At 60.4% G+C, this 24,883-nt stretch carries 25 protein-coding genes; 9 read left to right on the forward strand and 16 right to left on the reverse strand.

The window, feature by feature from the left end; translation table 11 throughout:
* The first annotated feature begins 11 nt into the window (after window positions 1–11).
* Genes rsmB through ED236_RS08760 form a run of 4 tightly spaced genes read left to right on the forward strand, consistent with a single transcriptional unit; the run spans window position 12 to window position 5,360 of the window.
* On the forward strand, window positions 12–1,286 hold the full coding sequence (rsmB, locus tag ED236_RS08745; protein WP_123237591.1) for a 16S rRNA (cytosine(967)-C(5))-methyltransferase RsmB: 1,275 nt from the start codon (window positions 12–14) through the stop codon (window positions 1,284–1,286).
* A 4-nt stretch (window positions 1,287–1,290) separates the two neighbouring features.
* Window positions 1,291–1,836: a DUF4390 domain-containing protein gene (locus ED236_RS08750; RefSeq protein ID WP_240032091.1), complete on the forward strand. Its 546-nt coding sequence runs from the start codon at window positions 1,291–1,293 to the stop codon at window positions 1,834–1,836.
* Between the two features lie 15 nt (window positions 1,837–1,851).
* The gene (locus tag ED236_RS08755; protein WP_123237593.1) at window positions 1,852–4,059 is read left to right on the forward strand and encodes a sensor histidine kinase; all 2,208 of its coding nucleotides are present in this window, start codon (window positions 1,852–1,854) and stop codon (window positions 4,057–4,059) included.
* Between the two features lie 38 nt (window positions 4,060–4,097).
* On the forward strand, window positions 4,098–5,360 hold the full coding sequence (locus ED236_RS08760) for a sigma-54-dependent transcriptional regulator (RefSeq protein WP_123237594.1): 1,263 nt from the start codon (window positions 4,098–4,100) through the stop codon (window positions 5,358–5,360).
* A gap of 98 nt (window positions 5,361–5,458) precedes the next feature.
* Here the strand turns inward: ED236_RS08760 and xth are convergent, their stop codons facing one another.
* The 15 genes from xth to ED236_RS08835 form a co-directional block, all read right to left on the reverse strand.
* On the reverse strand, window positions 5,459–6,229 hold the full coding sequence (gene xth / locus ED236_RS08765) for an exodeoxyribonuclease III (protein ID WP_123237595.1): 771 nt from the start codon (window positions 6,227–6,229) through the stop codon (window positions 5,459–5,461).
* A 127-nt stretch (window positions 6,230–6,356) separates the two neighbouring features.
* Entirely contained in the window at window positions 6,357–8,387 is a 2,031-nt protein-coding gene (locus ED236_RS08770; protein ID WP_123237698.1) for a M3 family metallopeptidase, read from the reverse strand.
* 79 nt (window positions 8,388–8,466) lie between these two features.
* Entirely contained in the window at window positions 8,467–8,823 is a 357-nt protein-coding gene (locus ED236_RS08775; RefSeq protein WP_123237596.1) for a DUF4870 domain-containing protein, read from the reverse strand.
* 12 nt (window positions 8,824–8,835) lie between these two features.
* Window positions 8,836–10,584: a phosphoenolpyruvate--protein phosphotransferase gene (ptsP, locus tag ED236_RS08780; protein ID WP_123237597.1), complete on the reverse strand. Its 1,749-nt coding sequence runs from the start codon at window positions 10,582–10,584 to the stop codon at window positions 8,836–8,838.
* Window positions 10,585–10,589: 5 nt separating this feature from the next.
* Complete coding sequence (locus ED236_RS08785; protein WP_123237598.1) at window positions 10,590–10,859, reverse strand: HPr family phosphocarrier protein; 270 nt, start codon at window positions 10,857–10,859, stop codon at window positions 10,590–10,592.
* Complete coding sequence (locus ED236_RS08790) at window positions 10,840–11,259, reverse strand: PTS sugar transporter subunit IIA (protein WP_123237599.1); 420 nt, start codon at window positions 11,257–11,259, stop codon at window positions 10,840–10,842. Before ED236_RS08790 ends, ED236_RS08785 begins: the two co-directional genes overlap by 20 nt.
* Complete coding sequence (gene rapZ, locus ED236_RS08795) at window positions 11,256–12,119, reverse strand: RNase adapter RapZ (protein WP_123237600.1); 864 nt, start codon at window positions 12,117–12,119, stop codon at window positions 11,256–11,258. Before rapZ ends, ED236_RS08790 begins: the two co-directional genes overlap by 4 nt.
* Complete coding sequence (hprK, locus tag ED236_RS08800) at window positions 12,119–13,117, reverse strand: HPr(Ser) kinase/phosphatase (protein ID WP_123237601.1); 999 nt, start codon at window positions 13,115–13,117, stop codon at window positions 12,119–12,121. Before hprK ends, rapZ begins: the two co-directional genes overlap by 1 nt.
* Before the next feature lie 24 nt (window positions 13,118–13,141).
* Window positions 13,142–13,468, reverse strand: a complete 327-nt coding sequence (gene hpf, locus ED236_RS08805; protein WP_123237602.1) for a ribosome hibernation-promoting factor, HPF/YfiA family — start codon at window positions 13,466–13,468, stop codon at window positions 13,142–13,144.
* A gap of 43 nt (window positions 13,469–13,511) precedes the next feature.
* A complete protein-coding gene (locus ED236_RS08810; protein ID WP_123237603.1) occupies window positions 13,512–15,002 on the reverse strand; it encodes an RNA polymerase factor sigma-54 in 1,491 nt (496 codons plus the stop codon).
* A 12-nt stretch (window positions 15,003–15,014) separates the two neighbouring features.
* Complete coding sequence (gene lptB / locus ED236_RS08815) at window positions 15,015–15,737, reverse strand: LPS export ABC transporter ATP-binding protein (RefSeq protein ID WP_123237604.1); 723 nt, start codon at window positions 15,735–15,737, stop codon at window positions 15,015–15,017.
* A gap of 162 nt (window positions 15,738–15,899) precedes the next feature.
* On the reverse strand, window positions 15,900–16,493 hold the full coding sequence (gene lptA, locus ED236_RS08820) for a lipopolysaccharide transport periplasmic protein LptA (RefSeq protein WP_123237605.1): 594 nt from the start codon (window positions 16,491–16,493) through the stop codon (window positions 15,900–15,902).
* 38 nt (window positions 16,494–16,531) lie between these two features.
* A complete protein-coding gene (gene lptC, locus ED236_RS08825) occupies window positions 16,532–17,152 on the reverse strand; it encodes an LPS export ABC transporter periplasmic protein LptC (RefSeq protein WP_123237606.1) in 621 nt (206 codons plus the stop codon).
* A 14-nt stretch (window positions 17,153–17,166) separates the two neighbouring features.
* Window positions 17,167–17,691 (reverse strand): KdsC family phosphatase, encoded by a 525-nt coding sequence (locus tag ED236_RS08830; protein ID WP_123237607.1) that lies wholly within the window; start codon window positions 17,689–17,691, stop codon window positions 17,167–17,169.
* A 1-nt stretch (window position 17,692) separates the two neighbouring features.
* Entirely contained in the window at window positions 17,693–18,700 is a 1,008-nt protein-coding gene (locus ED236_RS08835; RefSeq protein ID WP_123237608.1) for a KpsF/GutQ family sugar-phosphate isomerase, read from the reverse strand.
* A 108-nt stretch (window positions 18,701–18,808) separates the two neighbouring features.
* Between ED236_RS08835 and ED236_RS08840 the strand changes: the two genes are divergently transcribed.
* Both ED236_RS08840 and thiO read left to right on the forward strand, forming a co-directional pair.
* Entirely contained in the window at window positions 18,809–20,782 is a 1,974-nt protein-coding gene (locus ED236_RS08840; RefSeq protein WP_123237609.1) for a monovalent cation:proton antiporter family protein, read from the forward strand.
* The gene (thiO, locus tag ED236_RS08845) at window positions 20,779–21,858 is read left to right on the forward strand and encodes a glycine oxidase ThiO (RefSeq protein WP_123237610.1); all 1,080 of its coding nucleotides are present in this window, start codon (window positions 20,779–20,781) and stop codon (window positions 21,856–21,858) included. Before ED236_RS08840 ends, thiO begins: the two co-directional genes overlap by 4 nt.
* 23 nt (window positions 21,859–21,881) lie before the next feature.
* On the opposite strand, the gene moaC is transcribed toward thiO, so the two are convergent.
* Window positions 21,882–22,361, reverse strand: coding sequence for a cyclic pyranopterin monophosphate synthase MoaC (moaC, locus tag ED236_RS08850; RefSeq protein WP_123237611.1), 480 nt, complete (start codon window positions 22,359–22,361; stop codon window positions 21,882–21,884).
* 231 nt (window positions 22,362–22,592) lie between these two features.
* Between moaC and ED236_RS08855 the strand changes: the two genes are divergently transcribed.
* From ED236_RS08855 to soxZ, 3 genes are read left to right on the forward strand one after another with little or no spacing between them, the layout of a single operon-like run.
* Window positions 22,593–24,053 carry a M48 family metalloprotease gene (locus ED236_RS08855; protein ID WP_123237699.1) on the forward strand — a complete coding sequence of 487 codons (1,461 nt, stop codon included), beginning with the start codon at window positions 22,593–22,595 and terminating at the stop codon, window positions 24,051–24,053.
* Between the two features lie 55 nt (window positions 24,054–24,108).
* A complete protein-coding gene (gene soxY, locus ED236_RS08860) occupies window positions 24,109–24,543 on the forward strand; it encodes a thiosulfate oxidation carrier protein SoxY (protein WP_123237612.1) in 435 nt (144 codons plus the stop codon).
* Window positions 24,544–24,552: 9 nt separating this feature from the next.
* Window positions 24,553–24,870 (forward strand): thiosulfate oxidation carrier complex protein SoxZ, encoded by a 318-nt coding sequence (gene soxZ, locus ED236_RS08865; RefSeq protein ID WP_123237613.1) that lies wholly within the window; start codon window positions 24,553–24,555, stop codon window positions 24,868–24,870.
* Window positions 24,871–24,883: the final 13 nt, after the last annotated feature.

Consider the following 24,883-nt stretch of genomic DNA (forward strand, 5'->3'; position numbering starts at 1 on the left):
GCGGCCGCGTTTTGCACGTCGCTCAACTTCTCGCCGCCGAGGCAATAGACGCAGTACTCACTGGCCGCAACCTCAGCAGCGCGATCGAGGCGGTGCTCAAGCACCACAGCCATATCACGCCACAGCAGCGTGGCGCCATGCAGGACTTGAGCTACGGCACACTGCGTCATTACGGCCAGTTGCAGGCGCTGCTGTCGCCCTTGCTGCAAAAGCCGCTCAGTAACACGCGTTTACGCTGCTTGTTGCTGGTGGCCTTGTACCAATTGCAGCAGGACCGCGCTGGCGCGCACACCGTGGTGGATCAGGCGGTGCAGGCGGCGGGCAGTTTCAAACCGCAGTGGGCCAAGGGCTTGGTCAACGCCATATTGCGCAACTTTCTGCGTCAGCGCGACGCGCTATTAGCCGCCATCCAGAATGATGATGTGGCCAGTTACAGTTACCCGCAATGGTGGATCAACAAACTGCGCAAACAGTACCCGCAGGACTGGCAGGCCATGTTGCTGGCGGGGAACCAGCATCCGCCCATGAGCTTGCGCGTCAACCTGCGCCAGACCAGCATGGCGGATTATGTGGCCAGGCTGGACGCACAGGGCATCAGCGCCGATGTGGTCGGCGACAGCGCCTTGCTACTGCATAAACCACTGCCTGTGGAGCGCATCCCGGGTTTTTCCAGCGGCGAGGTCTCGGTGCAGGACGCTGGCGCCCAACTGGCTGCGCCTTTGCTCGACGCACAGGACGGTATGCGCGTGCTGGACGCCTGTTGCGCGCCCGGCGGCAAGACCGGCCACCTGCTCGAACTGGCCCGGCTGGATCTGCTGGCGCTGGACAGTGATGCACTGCGCTTGCAGCGTGTGAAGAGCAATCTGGACCGGCTGAACCTGCAAGCCACCTTGCTGGCGGCCGATGCCGCGCAGCCAGACGGTTGGTGGGACGGCCGTCCGTTCGACCGCATCCTGGCCGATGTGCCATGCACGGCTTCGGGCATCGTGCGCCGCCATGTGGACATCAAATGGTTGCGCCGCGAGGCCGATGTGGCGTCATTCGCACAGCAGCAGGCACGCATCCTGCCCGCACTGTGGCAGCTGCTGGCAAAGGGTGGTAAATTGCTTTATGTGACGTGTTCGGTGTTCCACGAAGAAAACCAGTCACAAATTGATGGGTTTATAAAACAGCAGGTGGACGCGCGGCAGTTGCCTTTGTCATCGCCCATGTTGCCACCACAAGGACAATTGCACCCGGCTGCCCACCATGACGGTTTTTTCTACGCAATGCTGCAAAAGATTTAATCTGTTGAGTCTGGGGCTGGCCCTGCTGATCGCATTCTGTGCGACAGGCTGGGCGGCTCCCAGCCATCTGGACATCAAGTCTGCGGAGCTGAGTCCGCGTGGTGAGCAGTATGTGCTCAACGCCGATTTCGACCTCAGTTTCAGCCCTGCCGTGCAGGAAGCCCTCAGCAAGGGGCTGCCGCTGCATTTTCTCATGGAGTTCCAGCTCACCAAGCCGCAACGTTACTGGTTCGACGACGAGATCGTCACCAGCACCAGCCATGTTTCCATCAGTTATCACGCCTTGTCACGCCAATACCTGCTCAACATCGACCAGCAACAATCGGCTCACAGCAGCCTGCAGGAGGTGCGCGAGCGGTTCACGCGCGTGCGTAACTGGCTGGTGCTGGACAAGACCCTGCTCAAAGCCGGTGTGCCTTATCAGGCGGCTTTGCGTATCCGTCTCGATGCCTCCAAATTACCGCAACCGCTGCGGGTGGATGCCCTGGGCTCGCAGGACTGGAGCCTGATCTCGCCACGTTATCGCTGGACCCCAGATCTGGACCTCTAAGCTGGGGATGGCAGCATGAAATACATCGTCTTCATCAGTGCCGGTCTGGGCGCGGTACTGCTTTACCTGCTGTCTCACGCCAGTGCCAACATGGCTGAATCCGGCCATTACTACACTGTGCTGCTGGGGCTGAACATCGCGCTGGCCAGTTTGATGATCTTGCTCATCTTCTGGCAGTTATGGCGCTTGTATCGCCAGCTCAAGCTGAGAGTGATGGGTAGCCGCCTGACCTTCCGTCTGCTGGGTGCGTTCGCGCTGATGGCGATCATCCCGGGCCTGGTGGTTTATCTGCTGTCGGTGAATTTCCTCACACGTTCCATCGAATCCTGGTTCAACGTCAAGGTCGAGGCCGCGCTGGATGGTGGCCTGCGCCTGGGCCAGAGCACGCTGGACATCATGCTTAGCGACATGGAAGAGAAGGGCAACAGCATGGCGCTGGCGCTGTCCTTGCAGCCTGCCAGTTCACATCGCGTCGTGCTCAATGACCTGCGTGAAAAAAGTGGCGTGCAGGACGCCGTGCTGTTCACCATGCAGGGCCAGATCGTGGCGTTCTCCAGCAATGATCCATCCAGCTTCCTGCCTGAGCTGCCGAGCCTGCAGCAGTTGCGTGATGCGCGACTGCATCCGGTCGGCAAGGTGGACCCTATCCCGGACAAAGGTTTGTACATGCGCCTGCTGGTGCCGGTATCGGTCGCCGGTCTGATCGGCGAGACCCGCATCCTGCAGCTGCTGCATCCCGTGCCGCATGCCCTGTCCACCACGGCGGAAGAAGTGCAGGCGGTGTATCAGGACTATCAGGAGCTGTCATTCAGCCGCGAATCCCTCAAGGATGTGTTCGCCCTGACGCTGACACTGGTCCTGATGTTGTCCATGCTGACCGCGGTGGCCATCGCGTTCGTGCTGAGCCGCCGCCTGTCGGCGCCACTCAGCCTGCTGGCCGAGGGCACACGTGCCATCGCGCGCGGCGATTACGACACCATGCTGCCTGAACATGGCCGCGACGAGCTGGGCGTGCTGGTGCAATCCTTTAACAGCATGACACGCCAGCTGGCCGAGGCCACACAGGCCGCAGCGCGCAACCAGATGCGTGTGGAAGCAGCGCGCAGCTACCTGGAGACGGTGCTGGCGCACTTGTCCTCGGGGGTGCTGGCGCTGAACGAGCATGCCGAATTGCGCGCCAGCAACCCGGCAGCGGCGCATATCCTCGGACTGGTGCTGGAGAATCGCCAGCCCTTTGCGCGCATCGCCGAACAGAAGCCGGAGCTGACCGGCTTTGTGGAGACCGTGTTGCAGCACTTCCAGCTGGGTGACCCAGCCGCAGCGCGCATCCTCAAGCCGCAGCGAGGCGAGTGGCGCGAGCAGATCGAAGTGTATGGGGCCAGTGGCACGCAGGTAATCCTGCTACGTGGTACGCAATTGCCGGAAGGCGCAGACCGGGGCTTTGTGCTGGTGTTCGATGACATGACCACCACCGTGCAGGCCCAACGCGATGCGGCCTGGGGCGAAGTGGCACGTCGTCTGGCCCACGAGATCAAGAACCCGCTCACGCCGATACAGCTGTCGGCCGAGCGCCTGGAGCGCAAACTGGCGCCGCGTCTCGACGCCGCAGACGGTGAGTTGCTCAAGCGCACCACGCACACCATCGTCAGTCAGGTCAGTGCCATGAAGACCATGGTCAACGAGTTCAGCGAGTATGCGCGTGCGCCTGTGCTCAATCTGTCGGCGCTGGATATCAATCAGCTGATCGAAGATGTGCTGGGACTATACGAACCGGGCGGTGCGGAAGCCACAGGTATTCGTATAGAATCGGAACTGCAGCCGGACTTGCCGCAAGTGCAGGGTGATGCCACCATGCTGCGACAGGTGCTGCATAATCTGCTCAAGAATGCGCAGGATGCCTTGCAGGACAAGCCGGTCGGCAGGATACAGATGCGTAGCAAGTTGCAGGACCAGCAGTTGCGCGTGAGCGTGACCGATAATGGTGATGGCTTCCCGCCCAATATTCTGGCGCGTGCGTTCGAGCCCTATACGACCACCAAGCGACATGGCACTGGCCTGGGCCTGGCCATCGTCAAGAAAATCATGGAAGAACATGGCGGTAGCGTCAAGATCGAGAATCTTGAGGCGGGCGGGGCGTGCGTCAGCATCGCCATGCCCTTGACCAGCCAGGCCCGGCCATCACAACAAAAACAGCACTATAAAAACAACGAGCACAAGCACTGAAAAAACGGGGTTGCACAGTACTACATGGAGCAAACACAATGACAGCAAGGCAAGTTCTGGTCGTAGATGATGAAATCGGCATACGCGAGTTGCTGCGCGATATCCTTCAGGATGAAGGCTATCTGGTGACGCTTGCGGAAGATGCTGCCCAGGCGCGCCAGATGCGTGCCCATCATCGCCCCGACCTGGTGCTGCTGGATATCTGGATGCCGGATTGTGACGGTATCAGCCTGCTCAAGGAATGGGGCAATGGCGGCCTGCTCAATATGCCGGTGGTGATGATGTCGGGTCATGGCACCATCGATACGGCAGTGGAGGCCACGCGTATCGGCGCGTTTGATTTCCTGGAAAAACCCATCGCGCTGCAAAAGCTGCTCAAGACCGTCAATGCGGCACTCAAGCATGGCGAACATCTGCCCAAATCCGACATGAGCCTGGCCCATCTCGGTAAAGGTGCGGTCATCGGTCAGCTGCGTCTGCGTCTGGAACAGCTCAGCAAGCTCAAGACCCCCTTGTTGCTGGTGGGCTCACCCGGTTGTGGGGTGGCCTTGTGCGCGCGCTTCCTGCACGAGGCGGATACCCCCTGGCTGGAGCTGACCGAGTATGGCAAGCTGGCCAGCATGCCGCTGGAGTTGCTGGAGCAGCACCGCGACGGCTTGATCTTCATCCCTGAGGTGGCCGATCTCAGCAAGATGGAACAAAAAGGCTTGCTCATGGTGCTCAACAAGGCGGCCAAATATGGCATACGCGTGGTGTGCGCCACCACCCAGCCGCTGCCGCAGCGCGTAGCCGAACACCTGTTCGATGTGCAGCTGTTGCAACTGCTGACCGCTACCAGCCTCAGTGTGCCGGCGCTGGCGGACCACCGCGAAGATATCCCGGATCTGATCAGTGCCATGGCCATGGTGCTCACCGAAAGTGGTGAAACGGAATACCGCGAATTCGACATCGCTGCGCTCAACGCGCTGCGCAATGCCGATTGGCCCGGCAATCTGGCCCAGCTGGAGAGCGTGGTGCGTAACCTGATGCAGACCACGCTGGGTGAGGTGATCGAGCTGGACGATGTCAACCGCGTGTTGCAGCAGTTCGCGCCCGTGCAGGCCGTGGAACTGCCGCCGCCCTTGCCGCTGGTGGATATGGAAAAACCGCTGCGCGAGGCACGTGATGATTTCGAACGCCTGTATTTCGAGCATCACATCGCCAAAACGGCGGGCAACATCAGCAAGGTGGCGGAACAGGCGCAGCTGGAACGCACGCACTTGTACCGCAAGCTCAAGCAGCTGGGTATCAAGACGCGCTAGACACGCCCGTGACCAGCGCTGGGTGATCCGGCTGCGTTGTAAATCAGAATAAAAAACCGGCATGTGCCGGTTTTTTAGCTATTGAGGATGCTGGCCGCTCAGGCGCTGTGCAGTTCCAGCACCACTGGCGTGTGGTCGGACGGACGCTCCAGCTTGCGTGGCGCTTTATCTATCCAGCAGCGGCTGCAGCCCGCTTTCAATGCTTCGCTGACCAGGATGTGATCGATGCGCAAGCCCAGGTTGCGCCTGAAACCGGCCATGCGGTAATCCCACCAGCTGAAGCTGTTGTCTGCCTGCTCGAACAGCCGGAAGCTGTCATGCAGCCCCATGTCCAGCAGCTGCTGGAATACGGCACGTTCGGGCGCGCTGACCAGCACTTGTCCTGCCCACGCCGCCGGGTCATGCACATCGCGGTCTTCGGGGGCGATGTTGTAATCGCCCAGCAGCGCCAGTTTGGGATGTTGTTTCAGCTCCTGCTGCAGCCAGTCAGTGAGCGCTTGCAACCAGCCCAGTTTGTATTGGTATTTGTCTGATTCCAGACTTTGACCGTTTGGGATGTAAGCACACACGATGCGCACGCCCGCTACGGTGGCGGTGAGCACACGCTTCTGCTCGTCTACATAGCCCGGGATGCCGAACTGCACCGCCTGCGGTAACTGCTTGCTGATGATGGCCACCCCGTTATAGGTCTTCTGACCGCTGTGCAGCGCGTGATAACCGGCTTCCTGCAGAGCCGCGTAGGGAAACTTGCTGTCCTCCTGTTTGGTTTCCTGCAGGCATAGTACGTCGGGCTGCTCGCTGGCCAGCCAGTCCAGTACATGCGGCAGGCGTACGTTCAGCGAGTTGACGTTCCAGGTGGCGATCTTCATGGGCAAGTTTCTGTAATGAACCTAAGGGTAGATAAAAAGGGCAGATAAAAAATCCGGTTGTCTGCAGGAATATGCAGGCAACCGGATCAGGATGCAATAGCGTCAGTGGCCAGCCACTGAATGTGAACTAGGCGTTCATGCCGTTATGGCGCAACAGCGCATCCATATTGGGTTCGCGGCCACGGAAGGCGACAAAGGATTCCAGCGCCGGGCGTGAGCCACCCATGGCGAGGATCTCCTGCCAGAACTTGCGGCCCGTGGCCTCGGATAGCACGCCAGTCTCTTCGAACAGGCTGTAGGCATCTGCCGATAGCACTTCCGCCCATTTGTAGCTGTAATAGCCTGCTGCATAACCACCCGCGAAGATGTGCGAGAAGTTATGCGGGAAGCGGTTCCACTTGGGTGGGCGCACCACGGCCACTTCGTCGCGTACCTGCTCGATGAGGTCCAGCGCGGTGGCGCTGCCATGCGGGTCGAAATCGCTGTGCAAACGCATGTCGAACAGCGAGAACTCGATCTGCCGCACGGTCTGCATGCCGGCCTGGAAGTTCTTGGCGGCCACCATCTTGTCGAACAGCGCGCGTGGCAGCTGAGCACCGGTGTCCACGTGGGCGGTCATGTGGCGCAGCACATCCCACTCCCAGCAGAAGTTCTCCATGAACTGGCTGGGCAGTTCCACCGCATCCCATTCCACGCCCTTGATGCCGGACACGCCGTATTCGTCCACTTGCGTCAGCATGTGGTGCAGGCCATGACCGAACTCATGGAACAGGGTCTGTACTTCGTCGTGCGTGAACAACGCCGGTTTGCCGCCCACCGGGCCGGAGAAATTGCAGGTCAGGAACGCCACTGGGGTCTCCACACCATGGGCTTTGCGGCGACGCGTGATGGCTTCATCCATCCAGGCGCCACCGCGCTTGTTGTTGCGCGCATACAGGTCCAGATAGAACTGGCCGACCAGCTGGCCGTTGCTTTGCACGATATCGTAAAAGCTGGCATCGGCATGCCATACCGGCGCGGCGGATTGCTTTACCTGTACGCCAAAGATGGTTTCGATCACCTTGAACAGGCCGGCCAGCACCTTGGCTTCCGGGAAGTATTGCTTCACCTCCTGATCGGAGAAGGCATATTTGTCTTCGCGCAGCTTTTCCGACACATACGCCACATCCCAGGCCTGCATGTCGCTGATGCCCAGCTTGGCCGCATAGGCGGTCAGTTCGGCCATGTCGCGCGCGGCATAAGGCTGGGCGCGCTTGGCCAGCGTGTCGAGGAACTCGACCACTTGCGCAGGCGTGTCGGCCATCTTGCTGGCCAGCGACATCTCGGCGTAATTGGCATAGCCCAGCAGATGCGCCTCTTCCTGGCGCAGTTTGAGGATATCCACCATCAGTGGCGAGTTGTCCCACTCCGGTTTGCCGAACTCGGAGGCACGCGTGGCGTAAGCGCGGTACAGCGTCTCGCGCAGCGCGCGGTCGTCAGCGTACTGCAGCACCGGCATATAGGACGGGAAGTGCAGCGTGAACTTCCAGCCGCGCTTGCCATCGGCCTGTGCGGCTTCGCTGGCGGTCTGCAGGGCATCTGCCGGCACGCCGGCCACCTGCGCGGCGTCTTCCACGTAATGCGCGTAGGCATTGGTGGTGTCCATGATGTTTTCCTCGAAACGCGAGGTCAGCAAGGACAGCTGTTCCTGTATGGCCTTGAAGCGGGCTTTTTCTGCCGTGGGCAGCTCGGCCCCACCCAGGCGGAAATCACGCAGCTCGTTGTCGATGATCCTGCGCTGGGCGGTGTTGAGGCTGGTGTAAGCGGCGCTGTCGCGCAGGGCACGGTAGCGTGCGTACAGGCGTTCGTCCTGGGCCAGGTCGCTGTAGAAGTCGGTGAGCTTGGGCAGGTTGTCGTTATAGGCCTGGCGCAGTTCCGGGCTGTTGACCACGGCATTGGTGTGGCTGACCTGGGTCCAGGCACGCGAGATCTGTTCTTCGAGATCTTCCAGCGGGCGCACGAAATTGTCCCAGCTGGGTGCACTGGTGGCGCTGGCCAGTTGTTCGATCTGCACGCGCGCGTTTTGTAACAGGGCGTCCACCGCCGGGCTGACGTCGTCCGGCAGCAACTGGTCGAAACGGGGCAGGCCGGAAAAATCCAGCAGAGGGTTGGTGCGCATAACCGGGTCGTTCACGAGCGATTCCTTCATTCAATGTACCGGCTGTTTCCATCTGGCCGGTATTCAGGCTGCTGGCATCTCAGCTGATCAGGCGCAATGCCAGCGGGTAACGGTAGTTTTCGCCTTTGCTGGTGGCGACAGCGGCCAGGATGCTGAACAGCAGGTTCACCAGCCATAGCATAGGCATCAGCAAGAAGCCGATGAGGATGAACATCAGCACCCAGCAGACGGCATAAGCGATCAGCAGCGAGATCTGGAAATTCAGCGCTTCACGCGCCTGTTCGGCGATGTAGGCGTTGTCGTCCTTTTTCAGCAGCCAGACGATCAAGCCGGGCAGAAAACAGAACAGGATGCCACCCAAGTGGGTCAACACGACGATGTTCTTATCGTCGGAGCTGGGTTGTTGGATGGTCGTTTCTGACAATGGCTCACTCATGGTGCATCCTCCTTATTGAAGATTGAGTTTATCCAGCAAAGGTTCAATTTTGTCGCTGTCACCGCTGTTGAGTATCTTGCGTGCCAGTACGCCGAGACGCGGCACGTCGGTTTGCAGGATACGGCGTTTCACCGCCAGCAGTTGCGCCGAATGCATGGAGAACTGACGTAGCCCCAGCCCCAGCAGCAACTTGGTCAGACGCGGGTCACCAGCCATTTCGCCGCACACCGACACCGGCTTGCCGAGTTTCTCGCCGGCCCGTATGGTCATCTCCACCAGTTGCAGCACGGCCGGGTGCAGCGGGTTGTACAGATGCGACACGCTATCGTCGGTGCGATCGATGGCCAGCGAATACTGGATCAGGTCATTGGTGCCTATGGACAGAAAATCCAGCTGCTGGGCGAACGCCTCGGCGGTGAGCGCTGCCGCGGGCACTTCTATCATGCCGCCCAGCTTGATGTCCTCATCGAACGGGATCTGCTGCTTGCGCAGGCTGAGCTTGGCGCGTTCCAGCATCAGCTTGGTCTGGCGCAGCTCGGACAGCGTGGACAGCATGGGCACCAGGATCTTGATATTGCCGTAATGCGAGGCGCGCAGCAGGGCGCGTAGCTGGGCATGGAAGATGGGCGGGTCAGCCAGGCACAGGCGAATGGCGCGCAAGCCCAGCGCCGGGTTGGTGCAGCTGCGTGCCGTATCCGGGTTCATCTGCTTGTCCGCCCCCAAGTCCAGGGTGCGGATGGTGACCGGCAGGCCTTTCATGGCCTCGGCCACCTTGCGGTAAGCGATGAACTGTTCCTCTTCGTCCGGCATCTCGCGCCGGTTCATGAACAGGAATTCGGTGCGGTAGAGGCCGATGCCGGTGGCACCGGCGGCCTTGGCTTTGACCACGTCCTCGGGCACTTCGATGTTGGCATGCAGCTCGATAGCGGTGCCATCCAGCGTGACCGCCTTGTTGAGGCGGATACGCTTGAGCTTTTGCTGCTCCAGCTCCCATTGTTCCTGCTTGAGCCGGTATTCGCCCAGCGTGTCCTTGTCCGGGTTGACGATGACCACGCCCTGATTGCCATCGACGATGATCAGCTCATCGTCACGGATCAGGTCGCGCGCGCGCTGCATGGCGACGATGGACGGGATGTTGAGGCTGCGCGCCAGAATGGCGGTGTGCGAGGTGACGCCGCCTACATCGGTGATGAAGGCCGCGAACTGGTGATGCTTGAACTGGATGGCATCGGCAGGCGACAGGTCATGGGCGACCAGGATGATGTCGCTCTCCTGTTCGCGCACGGCGACCTGGCTGGGGTGGCCAAGCAGCGCCTTGATGATGCGCTCCACCACTTGCACCACGTCCTGCTTGCGCTCGCGCAGGTACTCGTCCTCGATCTGCTCGAACTGTTCGACCAGGTCTTCCATCTGCAGCTTGACGGCCCATTCGGCGTTGCATTGCTCGCGCAGGATGATGTGCTTGGGCTCTTCGGACAGGTGCTTGTCGCCCAGGATCATCAGGTGGGTGGCGACAAAGGCATCCAGCTCGGCAGGCGCCCCTGCCGGCAATTGCTGCTTGATGGTCTGCAGGTCACGGCGCACCGTGGAGATGGCCTGTTCGTAGCGCGCGATCTCCAGCCTGAGCAGGTGCTCGGGCAGCTGATAGTGTGCGACTTCCAGCAGGGCATTGGAGACCAGATGCGCGCGGCCGATGGCGATGCCACCGGACACGGCGATGCCGTGCATGGAGAACGAGACGGGGGCGCTGGGCGCTGGCATCGGCCTTATTCCGGCTCGCCGAAACGCTGGTTGATCAGGGTGGTCAGCGCATTGATGGCGGCTTCTTGATCCGCGCCATTGGCTTCCAGGATCAGCTTGTTGCCCTTGCTGGCGGCCAGCATCATCACGCCCATGATACTTTTGGCGTTGACGCGTCTACCGTTACGTTCCAGCCAGATCTCGCAATTGAATTGGCTTGCGGTCTGCGTCAGGCGTGTGGATGCACGCGCATGCAAGCCGAGTTTGTTGATGATTTCAATTTCCTGCTTGATCATGATGCTTGCATGCTTCCTCAGTAAAATGCACGACGCCCTCACGGCCGCCACTCAGCGCTTTTTCCACCAGTGTGGTGATGCTGCCATTGCGATAGGTCAGCGCGCGCACCAGCATGGGCAGATTGACGCCCGCCACGCCTTCCACACGCCCCGGCGTGAGCAGCTTGCCCACCACGTTACAGGGGGTGGCGCCGTAGATGTCGGACAGCACCAGCACGCCCTGACCTTCATCCAGATCACGCACCATCTGCAGGCCCAGCGGCAGCAGATCGACCGGGTCGTCATGCATGCCTATGCCCAGCTGCTGCAGTTTGGGCGGGCGCCCGCCCATGACATGGCTGGCACAGTGGATCAGGCTTTCACCCAGCGTACCGTGCGCCACAATCAATATTCCTATCATTTGTTCGTCCTGTACATGCTGTCGTGGACTTCGCCCAACTGGCGATGACGCACAAGCACTTTCTGCTGTTGCTGTTGAAAATGGGCGGCCAGTTTTTCCACCAGGTACACCGAGCGGTGTTGTCCGCCGGTGCAACCTACGGCGACGGTGAGGTAGCTGCGATGGTCATGCACGAAACTGGGCAGCCAGCGGCTGATGAATTGCTGGATGTCTTCATACATGCGGTCTACTGCGGCATGCTGCTGCAGGAATTCAGCGACCGGCAGGTCACGTCCGGTGAGCGGCCGCAAGGCCGGGTCATAGTATGGGTTGGGCAGGCAGCGCACGTCGAACACATAGTCGGCATCCAGCGGAATGCCATGCTTGAAACCGAAGGAAGCGAACAGCAGCGTCAGGCCGCTGTGGTCGTGCGAGACGAAGGAACGCACCCAGCTGCGCAGGGTGTTGGCGCTGATATCGCTGGTGTCCAGGCGATGGCTATGCTCGGCCAGTTGCTCCAGCATGTGGCGCTCGCGCACGATGCTTTCGGCCAGCGTGGTGTGTTCATTGCTGAGCGGGTGACGGCGGCGTGTTTCGCTGAAACGCTTGACCAGCGTCTCCACATTGGATTCCAGATACAGCAGTTGCACCGCCACGCCTTGGGCACGCAGATGCGCGATGTTGTCGTACAAAGCTTCCAGCGCGGCACTGCGTGTGTCCACGCTGACGGCCAGGCGCTGTTGCTGGCCGATATGCGAGGTGATCTGTGGCAGCAGGGTGGCAGGCAGATTGTCTATGCAGTAATAGCCGCTATCTTCCAGCGCACGCAGGGCGACACTCTTGCCGGAACCTGACAGCCCGCTGATGATCACCAGCTGCATCAGTCTTCGCTCCCGCCGCTGATGGCTTTGCTGCGTCGGCGTGGTGCCGCCTTGTTCTGGTTGAGGCGTGCCATTTCGCGATGCTGGCGTTGCATGAACTGCTTGGTGCCGTTGATGCCGCGCATCAGCAGCATGTTGTTGCGTACGGCGACTTCTACCAGCACTGCGATGTTGCGACCGGCGGCGACGGGCAGGGTGATCTTGGGGATCTTCACGCCCAGGATCTTTTCGTGCTGCGCTTTGACTTCAAGCCGGTCCAGCATGTGCATCTGCATCTTGTCGGCCATTTCCAGCTGCACGATGAGGTCCAGTGGCTTGGTCGGCTTGACCGCGTTGTCACCGAACAGGGCACGTATGTTGAGGATGCCCAGGCCGCGTACTTCCAGGAAGTCCTGCAGCAGCGGCGGGCAACGGCCTTCCAGTCGGTCCGGCGCGATGCGGAAGAAATCCACGATGTCGTCGGCCACGATGCGGTGCCCGCGCGAGATCAGTTCCAGCGCCAGTTCGCTCTTGCCTATGGCCGGGTTGCCCTTGATCAGCACCCCAAAGCCCTGCACTTCCAGGAACACGCCATGGAAGCTGATGGATTCGGCCACAGCTTGCGCCAGATAGTGGCTGAGCACGTCCATAAGGCCTGGACTGCGCAACGGCGAGGTGAACAGCGGGGTGGTGAAGTTGTCTGCCGCGTTGATCAGATCCTGCGGCGGCTTTTCACCATTGGCAACCACCACGGCAGCGAGATCGGTGGAGAACAGATTGTGGATGGCCTGCTGCATCTCTTTTTGACCCAGGCTGCGCAGGTAATCCATTTCAGCGCAGCCCAGTACCTGAACGCGGTTGGGATGCACAAAATTCAAGTGGCCGATCAGCGCCAGTGACGGTTTGGTCACCGTTTCGCTGGTGAGCAGGTTGTCACCGCCCGCCTGTCCTGCCACCCACAGCAGTTTGAGTTTGCTGCGGGTGTCATTGAACAGTTGGTTGACGCTGATCTCGGCCATGGTTCGAAGAAGTGAACGTGAAGGTTATTCGGTCGCCTGATGCTTGACTGCGCCATTGACGCGGTGGTGGTCCGCGACCTTTTCCTTGTGCTTCAGCACCTGGCGGTCCAGCTTGTCAGCCAGCAGATCGATCGCGCTGTACATGTTTTCGTCACTGCAAGCGACATGCAGGTCATTGCCCGGCACGTGCAGCGTGGCTTCCGCAGTTTGCAGCAGTTTTTCGACACTGAGGGTGATCTTCACGTCGATCACATGATCGAAATGATTGCTGATGCGCGTCAGTTTGCTTTGTACGTAGTCGCGCAGGGCAGGGGTGACTTCCAGATGATGCCCGGTAAGTTGCAGGTTCATATTGCTCTCCTCAGTTGATGACGACGTTGATGCATGCTGTCGATCATAGCGACTTGCGTTGGCTAGCCGCCGCGATCTGCAGCGATTCCCGGTACTTGGCGATGGTGCGTCTTGCCACCACGATGCCTTGTTTGCCGAGGATTTCAGTGATTTGGCTATCGGACAGCGGCTTCTGCGGGTTCTCTTCCGCCACCATCTGCTTGATCAGCGCGCGGATGGCAGTGGCCGAGCAGGCGCCGCCCGCTTCGGTCGCCACATGGCTGCCGAAGAAATACTTGAGCTCGTAGACGCCACGCGGAGTGAGCATGTACTTGCGCGTGGTGACCCGCGAAATGGTCGATTCATGCAAGCCCAGCTCATCCGCGATCTCGCGCAGCACCAGCGGACGCATGGCCACTTCGCCGTGTTCGAAGAAGTTGCGCTGCCGGTCCACGATGGCCTGCGACACACGCAGGATAGTGGAGAAGCGCTGCTGGATGTTCTTGATCATCCACTTGGCTTCCTGCATCTGGCTCATCAGGTACTGGCTGGAGCTGTCGCGGTTGCGCTTGAGGATGTTGGCGTAGATCTGGTTGATGCGCAGCTTGGGCACCACCTCGTCATTGAGGCTGGCCAGCCAGATGCCCTTGACCTTCTTCACCACGATCTCGTGCTGGATGAAGTGGTCACTGGCGATATGGCTGAAGGCAGCACCCGGACGCGGGTTGAGCTGGGTGAGCATCTGCTGGGCGTTACGCAGGGCATCATCGTCGCAATGCAGTACTTTGCGCAGACGCGCGTAGTCGCGTGCGGCCAGCAGCGGCAGGTGCTCGCGGGCGATGTCGCAGGCCAGTTGCAGGCTAGGCGTATCGGCTGGCATGGTCTGCAGCTGCAGCAGCAGGCATTCGGACAGGCTGCGCGCGCCTACGCCTGGGGGGTCCAGATGCTGGATGTGCTTGAGTGCAGTTTCCAGTTCCACCGGATCGAAGTCGCGGTCTTTATCCTCGTCGGAGACGAAATCGCCCAGTGCTGGGTCCAGCAGGCTGACCAGATCTTCCAGCGACTGCTCCAGATAACCATCGTCATTGATGGCATCCACCAGCAGCAGGCACAGCCCCAGGTCGCGCTCGCACAAGGGCAGCAGCTGTAACTGGCGCAGCAGGTGGTCGTGCAGGGACAGTGTGGCGGCTTCCTGAAAGCCGAAATCGCTGTCATCAGCATCGTCATTACCAGCGCCACTCTCTTCCCAGCGGTTGCTGCCGCCGGGCGAGTCGAAATAGTCTTCACCGAAGTTTTCTGCAACTGGGGCCTCGGCGACAGGGTCCGCAGACTTCTCCGCTTCACCCAGACCAGGTGCGGTGGGAATGTAGCTTTCGCCGTTCTCACCGGTTTCGCTGCCTGGCTCCAGCCTTTCCAGCAAGGGGTTGGCTTGCAGAAAGCCCTCCAGCTCCTGGTTCAGCTCCTGACTGGACAATTGCAGCAAACGGATAGACTGCTGCAGCTGTGGAGTCAGCGCGAGGTGTTGCGAAAATTTGAGTTGCAGGCTTTGTTTCATCTTGGTGACCGCTTACAGGCGGAAGTCCTTGCCCAGGTAGACTTCGCGCACACTTGAGTTGTGGATGATTTCGCTGGGTTGACCAGCGGCAAATACACGCCCATCGTTGACGATATAGGCACGATCACAAATGCCCAGGGTTTCACGTACGTTGTGGTCGGTGATCAGCACACCGATATTGCGGGCGCTGAGCAGGCGGATGATCTTCTGGATCTCCAGTACCGCGATCGGGTCTATGCCCGCGAACGGCTCGTCCAGCAGGATGAAGCTGGGGTTGGTGGCCAGGCAGCGCGCGATCTCCACACGCCGACGCTCACCGCCGGACAGGCTCACCCCGCTGCTGTCACGGATATGCACGATATTGAGTTCTTCCAGCAGGTGCTCCAGCTGCTGCTCCCTTTGTTCGGGCTCCAGCTTTTGCAGCTCCAGGATGGCCATGATGTTCTCGCTGACCGTGAGCTTGCGGAAGATGGAGGCCTCCTGCGGCAGATAGGACAGGCCCAGCCGCGCGCGCTGGTGTATGGGCAGGCGGCTCAGATCGCGGTTGTCCAGCAGGATACGCCCGCCATCCAGCGATACCAGGCCGACCATCATGTAGAAGCTGGTGGTCTTGCCCGCACCGTTGGGGCCGAGCAAGCCGACCACTTCGCCACTGTTGACTTGTAACGAGATGTCTTGCACCACGGTGCGTGATTTGTACTTTTTACGTAGATTCTCTACGATCAATGCGCTCATCTGGCTTTCGTTTCTCTCGCCTTGGTTGCTCTCGCCTTTGCAGCTTTGGGTTCACACCTTTGGGCTTCATTTCTATGGCCTTGATTTCTCCAGCAAGGCATTCTGCCGTTCACTGCGGTGTCGTCGCCTCTTGTCCGCGCCTGTCATCTGCGTTGTGGCGGTTCAGGGTGCGGCAGTCGGTGCGCTGCTGTCGGTGGTTTTCTTCTTGGGCTGGATCACTGCTTTGACGCGACCACCACCAGCGCCCGTGTTGCCTGCCGCCTGCGATCCGCCGCCTATCACTTCAGCATACTCCGAGCTGGCGTCATAGCTGATGTAATCGCCATGTACGACATCCTCGCCGCGCTTCACCCAGGCCTTGTTGAACAGTTGTACCTTGTCCATGCGGCCATCGTATTCGATGCGCAGCGCACTGCCTTCCATGTATTCATTGCTGCCATCACGTTTCTGGCGGAAGGTGGTGGGGTTGCCGGTGGAGGTGCTGTGCTGGAAGCCTTCCTTGTCTTCACGCACCACCAGCTTGTCACCACGTATCATCAGCGTGCCCTGGGTCAGGATCACGTTGCCACTGTAAGTGCTGATCTTCTTGGCCTCGTTGACTTGAACCGAATCCGCTTCCAGATTGATGGGCTGGTCTCTATCCGCCTTTTCGGCAAAAGCGCTGCTGGCCGACAGGCTGAGCAGCGCCGGGATCAGAACCCGGATCAGGCGGCTGAGCTGGCGACTGAACAGAACGCGGCAGACTGGATTGAACATGGTTTCTCCGAATTGATCGTGGGCTTGACGTATCGAGGTCAGCGCTTTTTGCTGCCGGGTTTTGCGGCAGCCTTCTTGCCTGATTTTACTGCGGGACGCACATAATGCACGCGTACATTTTTCTGTAGTTGTACGGTTTGTAATTCTTTGTTGTAAATCATGCCGGTACCGCGTATCACCGTCTTGCCTTGTGTGATAACGACAGGCCGGTCGGTTTTCACGAGGTCCTTATCCGGGGTGATATGCAGATATTCGGTATTGATCACCAATTCCGCGCTGTTGGCACTAGCTTGACGTGTCACCTTGACATTGTCCATCACCTCCACCGTCTCGCCGTCTTTGGACACGGTGCCGCGCTGGCCTTCGATCTGGGTGTAGGGTTGGTCCACGCTGTACTGCGTGAAGCGCGGACGCACCAGTTCGGTGGTTTCGTCGTCCGGATAATGCCGCATCTCGGCCGCAGCCAGCACATAGCGCGGATTGCCGTTCAGGTCGGTGCGCTTGGTGACGAAATTGTTCATGATGAAATCCGGGTCGTGCCGGCTGCTGCCATCCGTTTTCGGTTCGGGTGCTTGCACCACATAATCGATCCACAGCGTGAGCATCGCCAGCAGGGCGAGCAGCAGCAGCGGAAACAGGATGACGGGACGGGCGTGCATGACAGCGACGGGCGTTAGATCAGGAATGGGGCCATTTGCTCATCGAAGGTGCCTTGCGCCTTCATGATCAGCTCGCACAGTTCACGCACCGCGCCCATGCCGGCCTGACGTTCGGTCACGTAGTGTGCGTGCTGCTTCACCAGTGGCATGGCGTGCGGTACAGTCACGGCCAGACCGGCACGGCGCATCGGCGGCAGATCCACCACGTCGTCGCCCATGAACGCACATTCTTCAGCTGTCACACCGAGGTCGGCGATCAGATTTTGAAAGGCGATGAGCTTGTTCTCTGCACCCTGATAGATGTGCGTGACGCCGATGTTCTTGGCGCGCACGCTCACCACGTTGGAGCTGCGGGCCGTGACGATGGCCATGGTGATACCGCTGGCTTTCAGCATCTTAAGGCCCAGACCATCCAGAGAATGGAAGGTCTTGTATTCCAGGCCATCGTCGCCCAGCATCAGGCCGCCGTTGGTCATCACGCCGTCGATGTCGAATGCCACCACTTTGATGCGTTTTGCGCGTTGTTCTGCCGGAGTCAAATCAAACCACCTTTGCTATCAGAAGATCGTGCATATTGATTGCACCGACCAGATTGTCCTGCTGATCCACGACCAGCAGCACGTTAACTTTATGATGCTCCATGAGTTCCACCGCTTCCACCGCCAGCTTGTCCGGCTGGATGCGCAGCGGCTGGGTGCGCATGATGTTCTGCATCATGGTGACACGCACATCCACGCCTTGTTCGAAGGCACGCCGCAAGTCACCATCGGTGAAGATGCCGACGATGCGCTTGTTGGCATCCACCACCGCCGTCATGCCCAGGCCTTTGCGCGACATTTCCAGCAGGCCCTGCGACAGCGAGGTGGTGGTGCTCACCACGGGCAGGTCCTGGCCGGTGCGCATGATGTCGGACACCAGCACCAGCAGACGGCGGCCCAGGTTGCCACCTGGGTGCGAACGCGCGAAATCCTCGGCGGAAAAGCCGCGCTGATCCAGCAGGGTGACCGCCAGCGCGTCGCCCAGTGCCAGCGTTGCGGTGGTGCTGGCCGTAGGCGCCAGGCCCAGTGGGCAGGCTTCCTGTGATACAGCGGCATCCAGATGCACATCCGATTGCTTGGCCAGGGCGGATTGGCTATTGCCGGTCATGCTGATCAGCTTGGCACCCATGCGTTTCAGCAGAGGCACGATGGCCAACAGTTCGTCACTTTCGCCAGAGTTGGACAAGGCGATGACGATGTCGTCCGCCGTGATCATGCCCAGGTCACCGTGGCTGGCGTCGCCAGGGTGCATGAAAAAAGAAGGCGTACCGGTGCTGGCCAGCGTGGCAGCGATCTTGGAGCCGATGTGGCCGGACTTGCCTACGCCTGTCACCACAACGCGCCCGCGGCATTGTAGAATCAGCGCCACGGCCTGTGTGAAATGATGGTCCAGCCGCTCTGCGAGTGCTTCCACTTCACGCGCTTCGATGCGTAACACGTCACGTGCCAGTTCCAGCGGCGATGTCAGCGATTTAAGCGGTACGGCTTTTGCGAGTGGAGCGAATTCCATGCCACAAGTATAAAAGGGAATGCCCGACGAATAAAGGATAACCCGGTAAATAAGCCCGACTTTTAAGTGAGTCGGCATAATTTTTGCTCACCACATGCCGAACTTACTATGCATCAAACCCTGCCTGCTGTCCTGATCCTGCTCGTCGCCTCGGTGCTGGCGGTGGCGTTTTTCCGCGCCACGCGTCTGCCACCCATGCTGGCCTATTTCCTGGTCGGCCTGCTGCTGGGCCCGCAGGCGCTGGGCCTGCTGCCCGATACGGAAGCCAATCGTGAGCTGGCCGAATTCGGTGTGGTGTTCCTGATGTTCAGCATCGGCCTGGAGTTCAGCCTGACCCAGCTGTACGCCATGCGCAGGACCGTGGTCGGCCTGGGCGGTGCACAAGTGGCCATCACCATGCTGGTGACCATGGCGGTGTGCATGGTATTGGGGCTGAGCTGGACTGCCGCACTGGTGGTGGCCGGTGCTTTTGCCATGTCCTCCACGGCCATCGTGTCCAAAATGCTGGTGGAGCGTCTGGATATCAATGCCCGACACGGCCGTCTGGCCATCGGCGTGCTGCTGTTCCAGGACATCGCCGTGGTGCCCTTGCTGGTGCTGATCCCTGCGCTGGCCGATCACGGCAACGATCTGGCCATGACCTTGCTGCTGGCCCTGCTCAAGGCGGCGGCGCTGCTGATCCTGCTGCTGGTGTTCGGCAAGCGCCTGATGAACCCCTGGTTCGGACTGGTGGCGCGCCAGCGTTCGCGTGAGCTGTTCGTCATGAACGTGCTGATGGTGACCTTGCTGCTGGCCTTCATCACCAAGGCGGCCGGGCTTTCCTACGCGCTGGGCGCGTTCGTGGCGGGCATGCTGATCTCGGAAACGCGTTACCGCTATCAGGTGGAGTCGGACATCGCGCCGTTCCGCGACATCTTGCTGGGCTTGTTCTTTATCACCATCGGCATGCTGATCGATGTGTCCATGTTGATGGATCATATCGTCCCCATCCTGTTGCTGGTGGTGGCCCTGGTCGCCTTCAAGGCGCTGGTGGTGGCAGGCCTGAGCCGCTGGTTCGGGCACGAGAGCGGGGTGGCGATACGTACCGGCATCACCCTGGCGCAGGCAGGGGAGTTCAGCTTCGTGCTGCTGGCGCTGGGTCTGGAGCACCGTCTGCTGCAAGGGCCAGCCTTGCAACTGGTGCTGGCGGCTTCGCTGTTATCCATGGTGATCGCACCCTTCCTGATCCAGCACAATCTGCGCATCACCGAATTCTTCTCGCGCAGCTACACACGCAACCGCAGCCGGCAGATCGCCGAGATCGGCGAAGCAGGCGCTGAACTGCAGGACCATGTGGTGATCTGCGGTTTCGGGCGCAGCGGTCAATATCTGGCACGCTTTCTCAAGGAAGAGAAGATCCCGTTCATGGCACTGGATATCGACCCCAGTCGCGTGCAGGAGGCTGCTGCTGCCGGTGAGAATGTGATGTACGGCGACGCCAGCCGCCGTATCGTGCTGAATGCGGCCGGCTGCGCGCGTGCCAAGGCGCTGGTGATCAGTTATGACGACCCGCCTTCTGCCATGCGTATCCTGCATGTGGTGCAGGACAATTACCCGCAGCTGCCTGTCATCGTGCGTACCGTGGATGACGCCAACATGGCCGCGTTCCGTGCCGCAGGTGCCACCGAGGTGGTGCCGGAAGTGCTGGAAGGCAGCCTGATGCTGGCTTCGCACGCGCTGATGTTGCTGGGTGTGCCACTGACCCGCGTGGTGAAGCGCATCCGTGTCTTCCGCGAGGAGCGTTACGAGCTGTTCCGTGGCTTCTTCCATGGGGTGACGGACGCGGACATCGATGGCACGGAAAGCAATATGCCGCGCCTGCATACCGTGGTGCTCACTTCTTCAGCCTATTGCGTCGGCATGCGCGCCATCGATGTGTGGCTGGCCGCCTATCAGGTCGAGGTCAAGGCCTTGCGGCGCGGCAATATCAAGAACATGGAATACACACCGGATACGGTGTACCTGGAGGGGGATGCGGTGGTGTTGCTGGGCAAGCCGGAAAATCTGGTCAGTGCTGAAAAGCTACTGTTGACCGGGCGATGAGTCGCCATGTGATCGTGGTCGGCGGCGGCATCGTCGGCTGCCAGACCGCACTGGCGCTGGTGGAGCGCGGCTGTCGTGTGACCATCGTGGAGCGCAACCAGATCGCCAGCCAGACCTCGGGCGAATCGTCCTGGGCGGGGGCCGGTATCCTGTTCGGTCTGCTGCCCTGGTTCTACGCCGAGCCGGTGAACCAGCTGACCTTGCGCGGGGCGGCCCTGTATGCGCCTTTGTGCCAGCGTCTCGCGGATCAGACCGGCATCGACCCCGAATACACAGCCAACGGCATGCTGCTATTGCCGCCCTACGATCTGCATACCGCGACGGACTGGTGCAGCACACATGGTCTCAGTGCCAGTCAGCTGGCTACACCAGCGCATCTGGGTGGTGAGGGCATGGCCTTGCATCTGCCTGGCGTGGCACAGGTGCGCCCGCCACAGTTGATGCAGGCGCTGCGTACATTGTTGCAGCAACTGGGCGTCACTTTCATCGAGCACACCGCCTTGCAGCCCTTGCCGCAGATCGAGCGCCTGCAGGCCTGGCAGACCACCGCTGGCGACTGGCTGGAAGCGGACCAGTTCGTGGTCACCTCCGGGGCCTGGAGTTTCGACCTGCTGAGCGCCAACGCCAGCCAGCTCGACATCAAGCCCATGCGTGGCCAGATCCTGCTCTATCAGCAGCCTGCGCAGCCGCTGGAGCATATCGTCTACCGTGACGGTTTCTATCTGGTGCCGCGCCGTGATGGCGTGTTGCTGGCCGGGAGTACGCTGGAAGATGTGGGTTTTGACGCAGGCGTCACGCAAGAGGTACGCGACAGCCTGATCGCCAAGGCCGAGCACCTCTACCCCGCGTTACGGCAGATGCCGGTGCTCAGGCACTGGAGTGGTTTGCGGCCGGGCACGCCCAATAACCTGCCCACCATTTCTGTGCACCCCGCGATCGAAAACCTCTACCTCAACACCGGCCATTTCCGTTATGGCCTGACCATGGCACCGTGCAGTGCTGCGCTGGTGGCAGACCTGATCTGTGGCGCACCGCCCAGCATGGACATGCAGCCGTTCACGCTGCAAGCGGCTTAAGTCAGCGCCGCCCATTCAAGACATCACGCGGCTGATTTCCAGTGCCCGGATTTGCCGCCCTGCTTCTCCAGCAGGCGGATGTCGCTGATGGTCATGCCGCGGTCCACGGCTTTGCACATGTCGTAGATGGTCAGCAGCGCGATGCTGGTGGCGGTCAGTGCTTCCATCTCCACACCGGTGCGGCCCACGGTTTCAGCGGTCACCGTGCACTGTATGCTGTGTGCTGGCTGGTCGATATCGAAGGCCACGCTCACCTTGTGCAGGCTGATAGGGTGGCAGAGCGGGATCAGTTCGGAGGTGCGCTTGGAGCCCTGGATGGCAGCGATGCGTGCCACGCCCAGCACATCGCCTTTTTTTGCATCACCGCTGACGATCAGCGCCAGCGTGTCCGGCAGCATACGGATATGGCCGCTGGCTACCGCGATGCGGCGGGTGTCGTTCTTGTTGCCTACGTCGACCATGTGCGCCTGGCCGCTGGCGTCGAAATGGGTGAGTGTACTCATGCTGTCCTTGTCCTGATGACTGGCCGAACGGTGGATCCAGATGCTGGGTCCGGGTGCTGGCCAGATTACTGTTTACGTTCTTGAACCTGCTGGCTAAACTGCTGGCGAAGTCGCTCACGAATTCGCTCACGAATTCACTGGCAGAACACCCTGCCATGGCCAGATATTAAACTTCGGTTTCGCTTCTGCGCCCAGATGAACTTGATGCTCAACCCCGTTATCATAACAATGATGAAGACAACGCACGCGACTCTCCCGGCGATTCTGCTGTCCTTGCTGCTCCCCCTGCTGCTGGCCTCTGCGGTGATGGCCGATGACTTGCCCGATCTTGGCGATTCCTCGGCCGAGGCCTTGTCGCCGCAGGACGAGCAACGCATCGCCGACCAGATCATGCGTGAGGTGTCCGTCAGCGACCAGGTGGTGCAGGACCCGGAGGTCGCCGACTATGTGCAGAGCATGGGTTACAAGCTGGTGGCGGTGGGGCCGGACAAGCGTCAGCAGTTCCAGTTCTTCGTGGTGCGCGCCAATTCCATCAACGCTTTCGCCATGCCGGGTGGGGTGATCGGCATCCATACCGGCCTGATCGTGGCGGCTGGCAGCGAGTCGGAAGTGGCCAGCGTGATGGGCCACGAGATCGCCCACGTCACCCAGCGCCACCTGGCGCGCGCCATGGCGCGCCAGAAGCAGGACAGCATCATCACGCTGGCGGCGATGGCGCTGGCCTTGCTGGCTTCGCAGGGTAGTCCGCAGCTGGCGGGCGGCGCTATCCAGGCGGTGGGGGCCAGCTCCATCCAGAAGCAGCTGGATTACACGCGTGAACATGAACGTGAAGCCGACCGCGTCGGCCTGCAGATCATGGAAGCGGCGGGTTACGATGTGCGTGCGGCCCCCGTGTTCTTCGAGACCTTGCAGCGCGGTTCGCGTTTCCTGGAAGGCAGTGCGCCTTCCTTCTTGCGTACCCACCCGCTGACCTCGGAGCGCATCTCGGATGTGCGCGGGCGTGCGGACCAGATGCCGTACAAGCAAGTCGTTAGTACGACCGAATTCCATTATGTGCGTGCCAAGCTGCTGGCTGCTGTGGGCAGTGTGAAGCAGGCTGAAGATCTGTTCAGAAGCAATATCGAAGAAAAGCGTTACAGCGACGAAGCCTCGCAGCATTACGGTCTGGCGCAGGTGCTGTTGCGCAAGAGTGACACCAGTGGCGCGTCGACCCAGCTGGCCTGGCTGCGCAAGAACGCCGCCCCGCATCCCATGATAGAAACTCTGGCGGCCGATATCGAAATGGCCAGGCGCAATGTCGAAGGCGCGGCCCGTCAGTATCAGGCTGCTTTGACGCGCTACCCGGATAATCGTGCGCTGGTCTACGGCTATGCCAATTACCTGCTGTCCACACGGCAGAGTGACAAGCTGATCAAGTTCGTGCAGGAAAAGCAGCCCCAGTTCCCTAACGACCCATATCTGTACGAGGTGTTGTCCAAGGCGTACACGGCGAAGGGCAAGAACATGTTGCGCCATCAGGCGCAGGGCGAGGCCTATTACCTGCGCTTCAATCTGGAAGCGGCGATCGAACAGATGCAGCTCGCCGCCAAGGCGGCAGATGGCGACTTTTACCAGCAATCCATCGTGGAAGCACGCCTCAGACAGCTGCGACAGAAACTGTCCGAGCCGAAAAAGCGTGGCTTCTTCAACTGAGCCGGCTTTTAACTTTATCTAGCCTTGAACTGATCTAGCCTGAACGGGGAACCTGATGCAACGTAGACATTTTTTGGGGATGAGTCTGGCCAGCCTGCTATTGCTGCCTTTGCAGGCGCTGGCCGCGCTGTGGAACAAAGCAGCGTTCGAGGCGGCAACGGTGCCTGCTGCACGTCAGCACCTGCAGGTGGCGAGTGAGCAGCCCAGCAGCGAGATCGACATCGTCGCACCGGATTTCGCCGAGAACGGCGCGGTGGTGCAGGTGGAGGTGCGTAGCCGCATCGCCAATACCGAGGCGATCGCCATCCTGGTGGACAAGAATCCGACGCCTCTGATCGCCAATTTCATGTTCAGCAACGGCGCCGACCCGTATGTGGTGACGCGTATCAAGATGGCGGAAAGCGCGCAACTGCAGGTCATCGTCAAGGTTGGCGAGCACTATTTCACTGCCAGCAAACAGGTGCAAGTCTCACTCGGTGGCTGCGGTTAGGAGCGGGCGATGAATGACAACATGAAGATGCGTGCCCTGCTCAAGGGCGAGATCACCGAGGTCAAGGTGCTGATCGGGCACCCCATGGAGACCGGCAGGCGCAAGAATGATCTGGAACAGGTGGTGCCTGCTCATTTCATCCAGCTATTGACCGCCAGTCTGAATGGCAAGCCCGTGCTGGAAGCGCAGTGGGGTACCGGCATTTCCAAGAACCCGTACCTGACGTTTCATCTGCGCGGTGCCAAGGTGGGCGACCTGATCAAGGTGGTCTGGCACGACAACAAAGGCCAGACCGGCAATGGCGAGGCTAGCGTGAGCGCGGGCTGACCTGGCCTTGCAG

It is taken from the genome of Pseudomethylobacillus aquaticus, assembly GCF_003730115.1.
Taxonomy (GTDB): domain Bacteria; phylum Pseudomonadota; class Gammaproteobacteria; order Burkholderiales; family Methylophilaceae; genus Pseudomethylobacillus; species Pseudomethylobacillus aquaticus.

What these genes read in the sequence shown, in the direction of transcription:
- hpf (WP_123237602.1), bottom strand. Translation starts at nt 13,468, where the DNA reads ATGAACCTGCAACTTACCGGGCATCATCTGGAAGTCACCCCTGCCCTG.
- soxY (WP_123237612.1), top strand. Translation starts at nt 24,109, where the DNA reads ATGCAACGTAGACATTTTTTGGGGATGAGTCTGGCCAGCCTGCTATTG.
- lptC (WP_123237606.1), bottom strand. Translation starts at nt 17,152, where the DNA reads ATGCACGCCCGTCCCGTCATCCTGTTTCCGCTGCTGCTGCTCGCCCTG.
- hprK (WP_123237601.1), bottom strand. Translation starts at nt 13,117, where the DNA reads ATGGCCGAGATCAGCGTCAACCAACTGTTCAATGACACCCGCAGCAAA.
- ED236_RS08770 (WP_123237698.1), bottom strand. Translation starts at nt 8,387, where the DNA reads ATGCGCACCAACCCTCTGCTGGATTTTTCCGGCCTGCCCCGTTTCGAC.
- ED236_RS08790 (WP_123237599.1), bottom strand. Translation starts at nt 11,259, where the DNA reads ATGATAGGAATATTGATTGTGGCGCACGGTACGCTGGGTGAAAGCCTG.
- ptsP (WP_123237597.1), bottom strand. Translation starts at nt 10,584, where the DNA reads ATGCCAGCGCCCAGCGCCCCCGTCTCGTTCTCCATGCACGGCATCGCC.
- ED236_RS08855 (WP_123237699.1), top strand. Translation starts at nt 22,593, where the DNA reads ATGAAGACAACGCACGCGACTCTCCCGGCGATTCTGCTGTCCTTGCTG.
- ED236_RS08775 (WP_123237596.1), bottom strand. Translation starts at nt 8,823, where the DNA reads ATGAGTGAGCCATTGTCAGAAACGACCATCCAACAACCCAGCTCCGAC.
- ED236_RS08840 (WP_123237609.1), top strand. Translation starts at nt 18,809, where the DNA reads ATGCATCAAACCCTGCCTGCTGTCCTGATCCTGCTCGTCGCCTCGGTG.
- soxZ (WP_123237613.1), top strand. Translation starts at nt 24,553, where the DNA reads ATGAATGACAACATGAAGATGCGTGCCCTGCTCAAGGGCGAGATCACC.
- ED236_RS08785 (WP_123237598.1), bottom strand. Translation starts at nt 10,859, where the DNA reads ATGATCAAGCAGGAAATTGAAATCATCAACAAACTCGGCTTGCATGCG.
- ED236_RS08755 (WP_123237593.1), top strand. Translation starts at nt 1,852, where the DNA reads ATGAAATACATCGTCTTCATCAGTGCCGGTCTGGGCGCGGTACTGCTT.
- ED236_RS08835 (WP_123237608.1), bottom strand. Translation starts at nt 18,700, where the DNA reads ATGGAATTCGCTCCACTCGCAAAAGCCGTACCGCTTAAATCGCTGACA.
- lptB (WP_123237604.1), bottom strand. Translation starts at nt 15,737, where the DNA reads ATGAGCGCATTGATCGTAGAGAATCTACGTAAAAAGTACAAATCACGC.
- ED236_RS08810 (WP_123237603.1), bottom strand. Translation starts at nt 15,002, where the DNA reads ATGAAACAAAGCCTGCAACTCAAATTTTCGCAACACCTCGCGCTGACT.
- thiO (WP_123237610.1), top strand. Translation starts at nt 20,779, where the DNA reads ATGAGTCGCCATGTGATCGTGGTCGGCGGCGGCATCGTCGGCTGCCAG.
- rapZ (WP_123237600.1), bottom strand. Translation starts at nt 12,119, where the DNA reads ATGCAGCTGGTGATCATCAGCGGGCTGTCAGGTTCCGGCAAGAGTGTC.
- xth (WP_123237595.1), bottom strand. Translation starts at nt 6,229, where the DNA reads ATGAAGATCGCCACCTGGAACGTCAACTCGCTGAACGTACGCCTGCCG.
- ED236_RS08760 (WP_123237594.1), top strand. Translation starts at nt 4,098, where the DNA reads ATGACAGCAAGGCAAGTTCTGGTCGTAGATGATGAAATCGGCATACGC.
- lptA (WP_123237605.1), bottom strand. Translation starts at nt 16,493, where the DNA reads ATGTTCAATCCAGTCTGCCGCGTTCTGTTCAGTCGCCAGCTCAGCCGC.
- moaC (WP_123237611.1), bottom strand. Translation starts at nt 22,361, where the DNA reads ATGAGTACACTCACCCATTTCGACGCCAGCGGCCAGGCGCACATGGTC.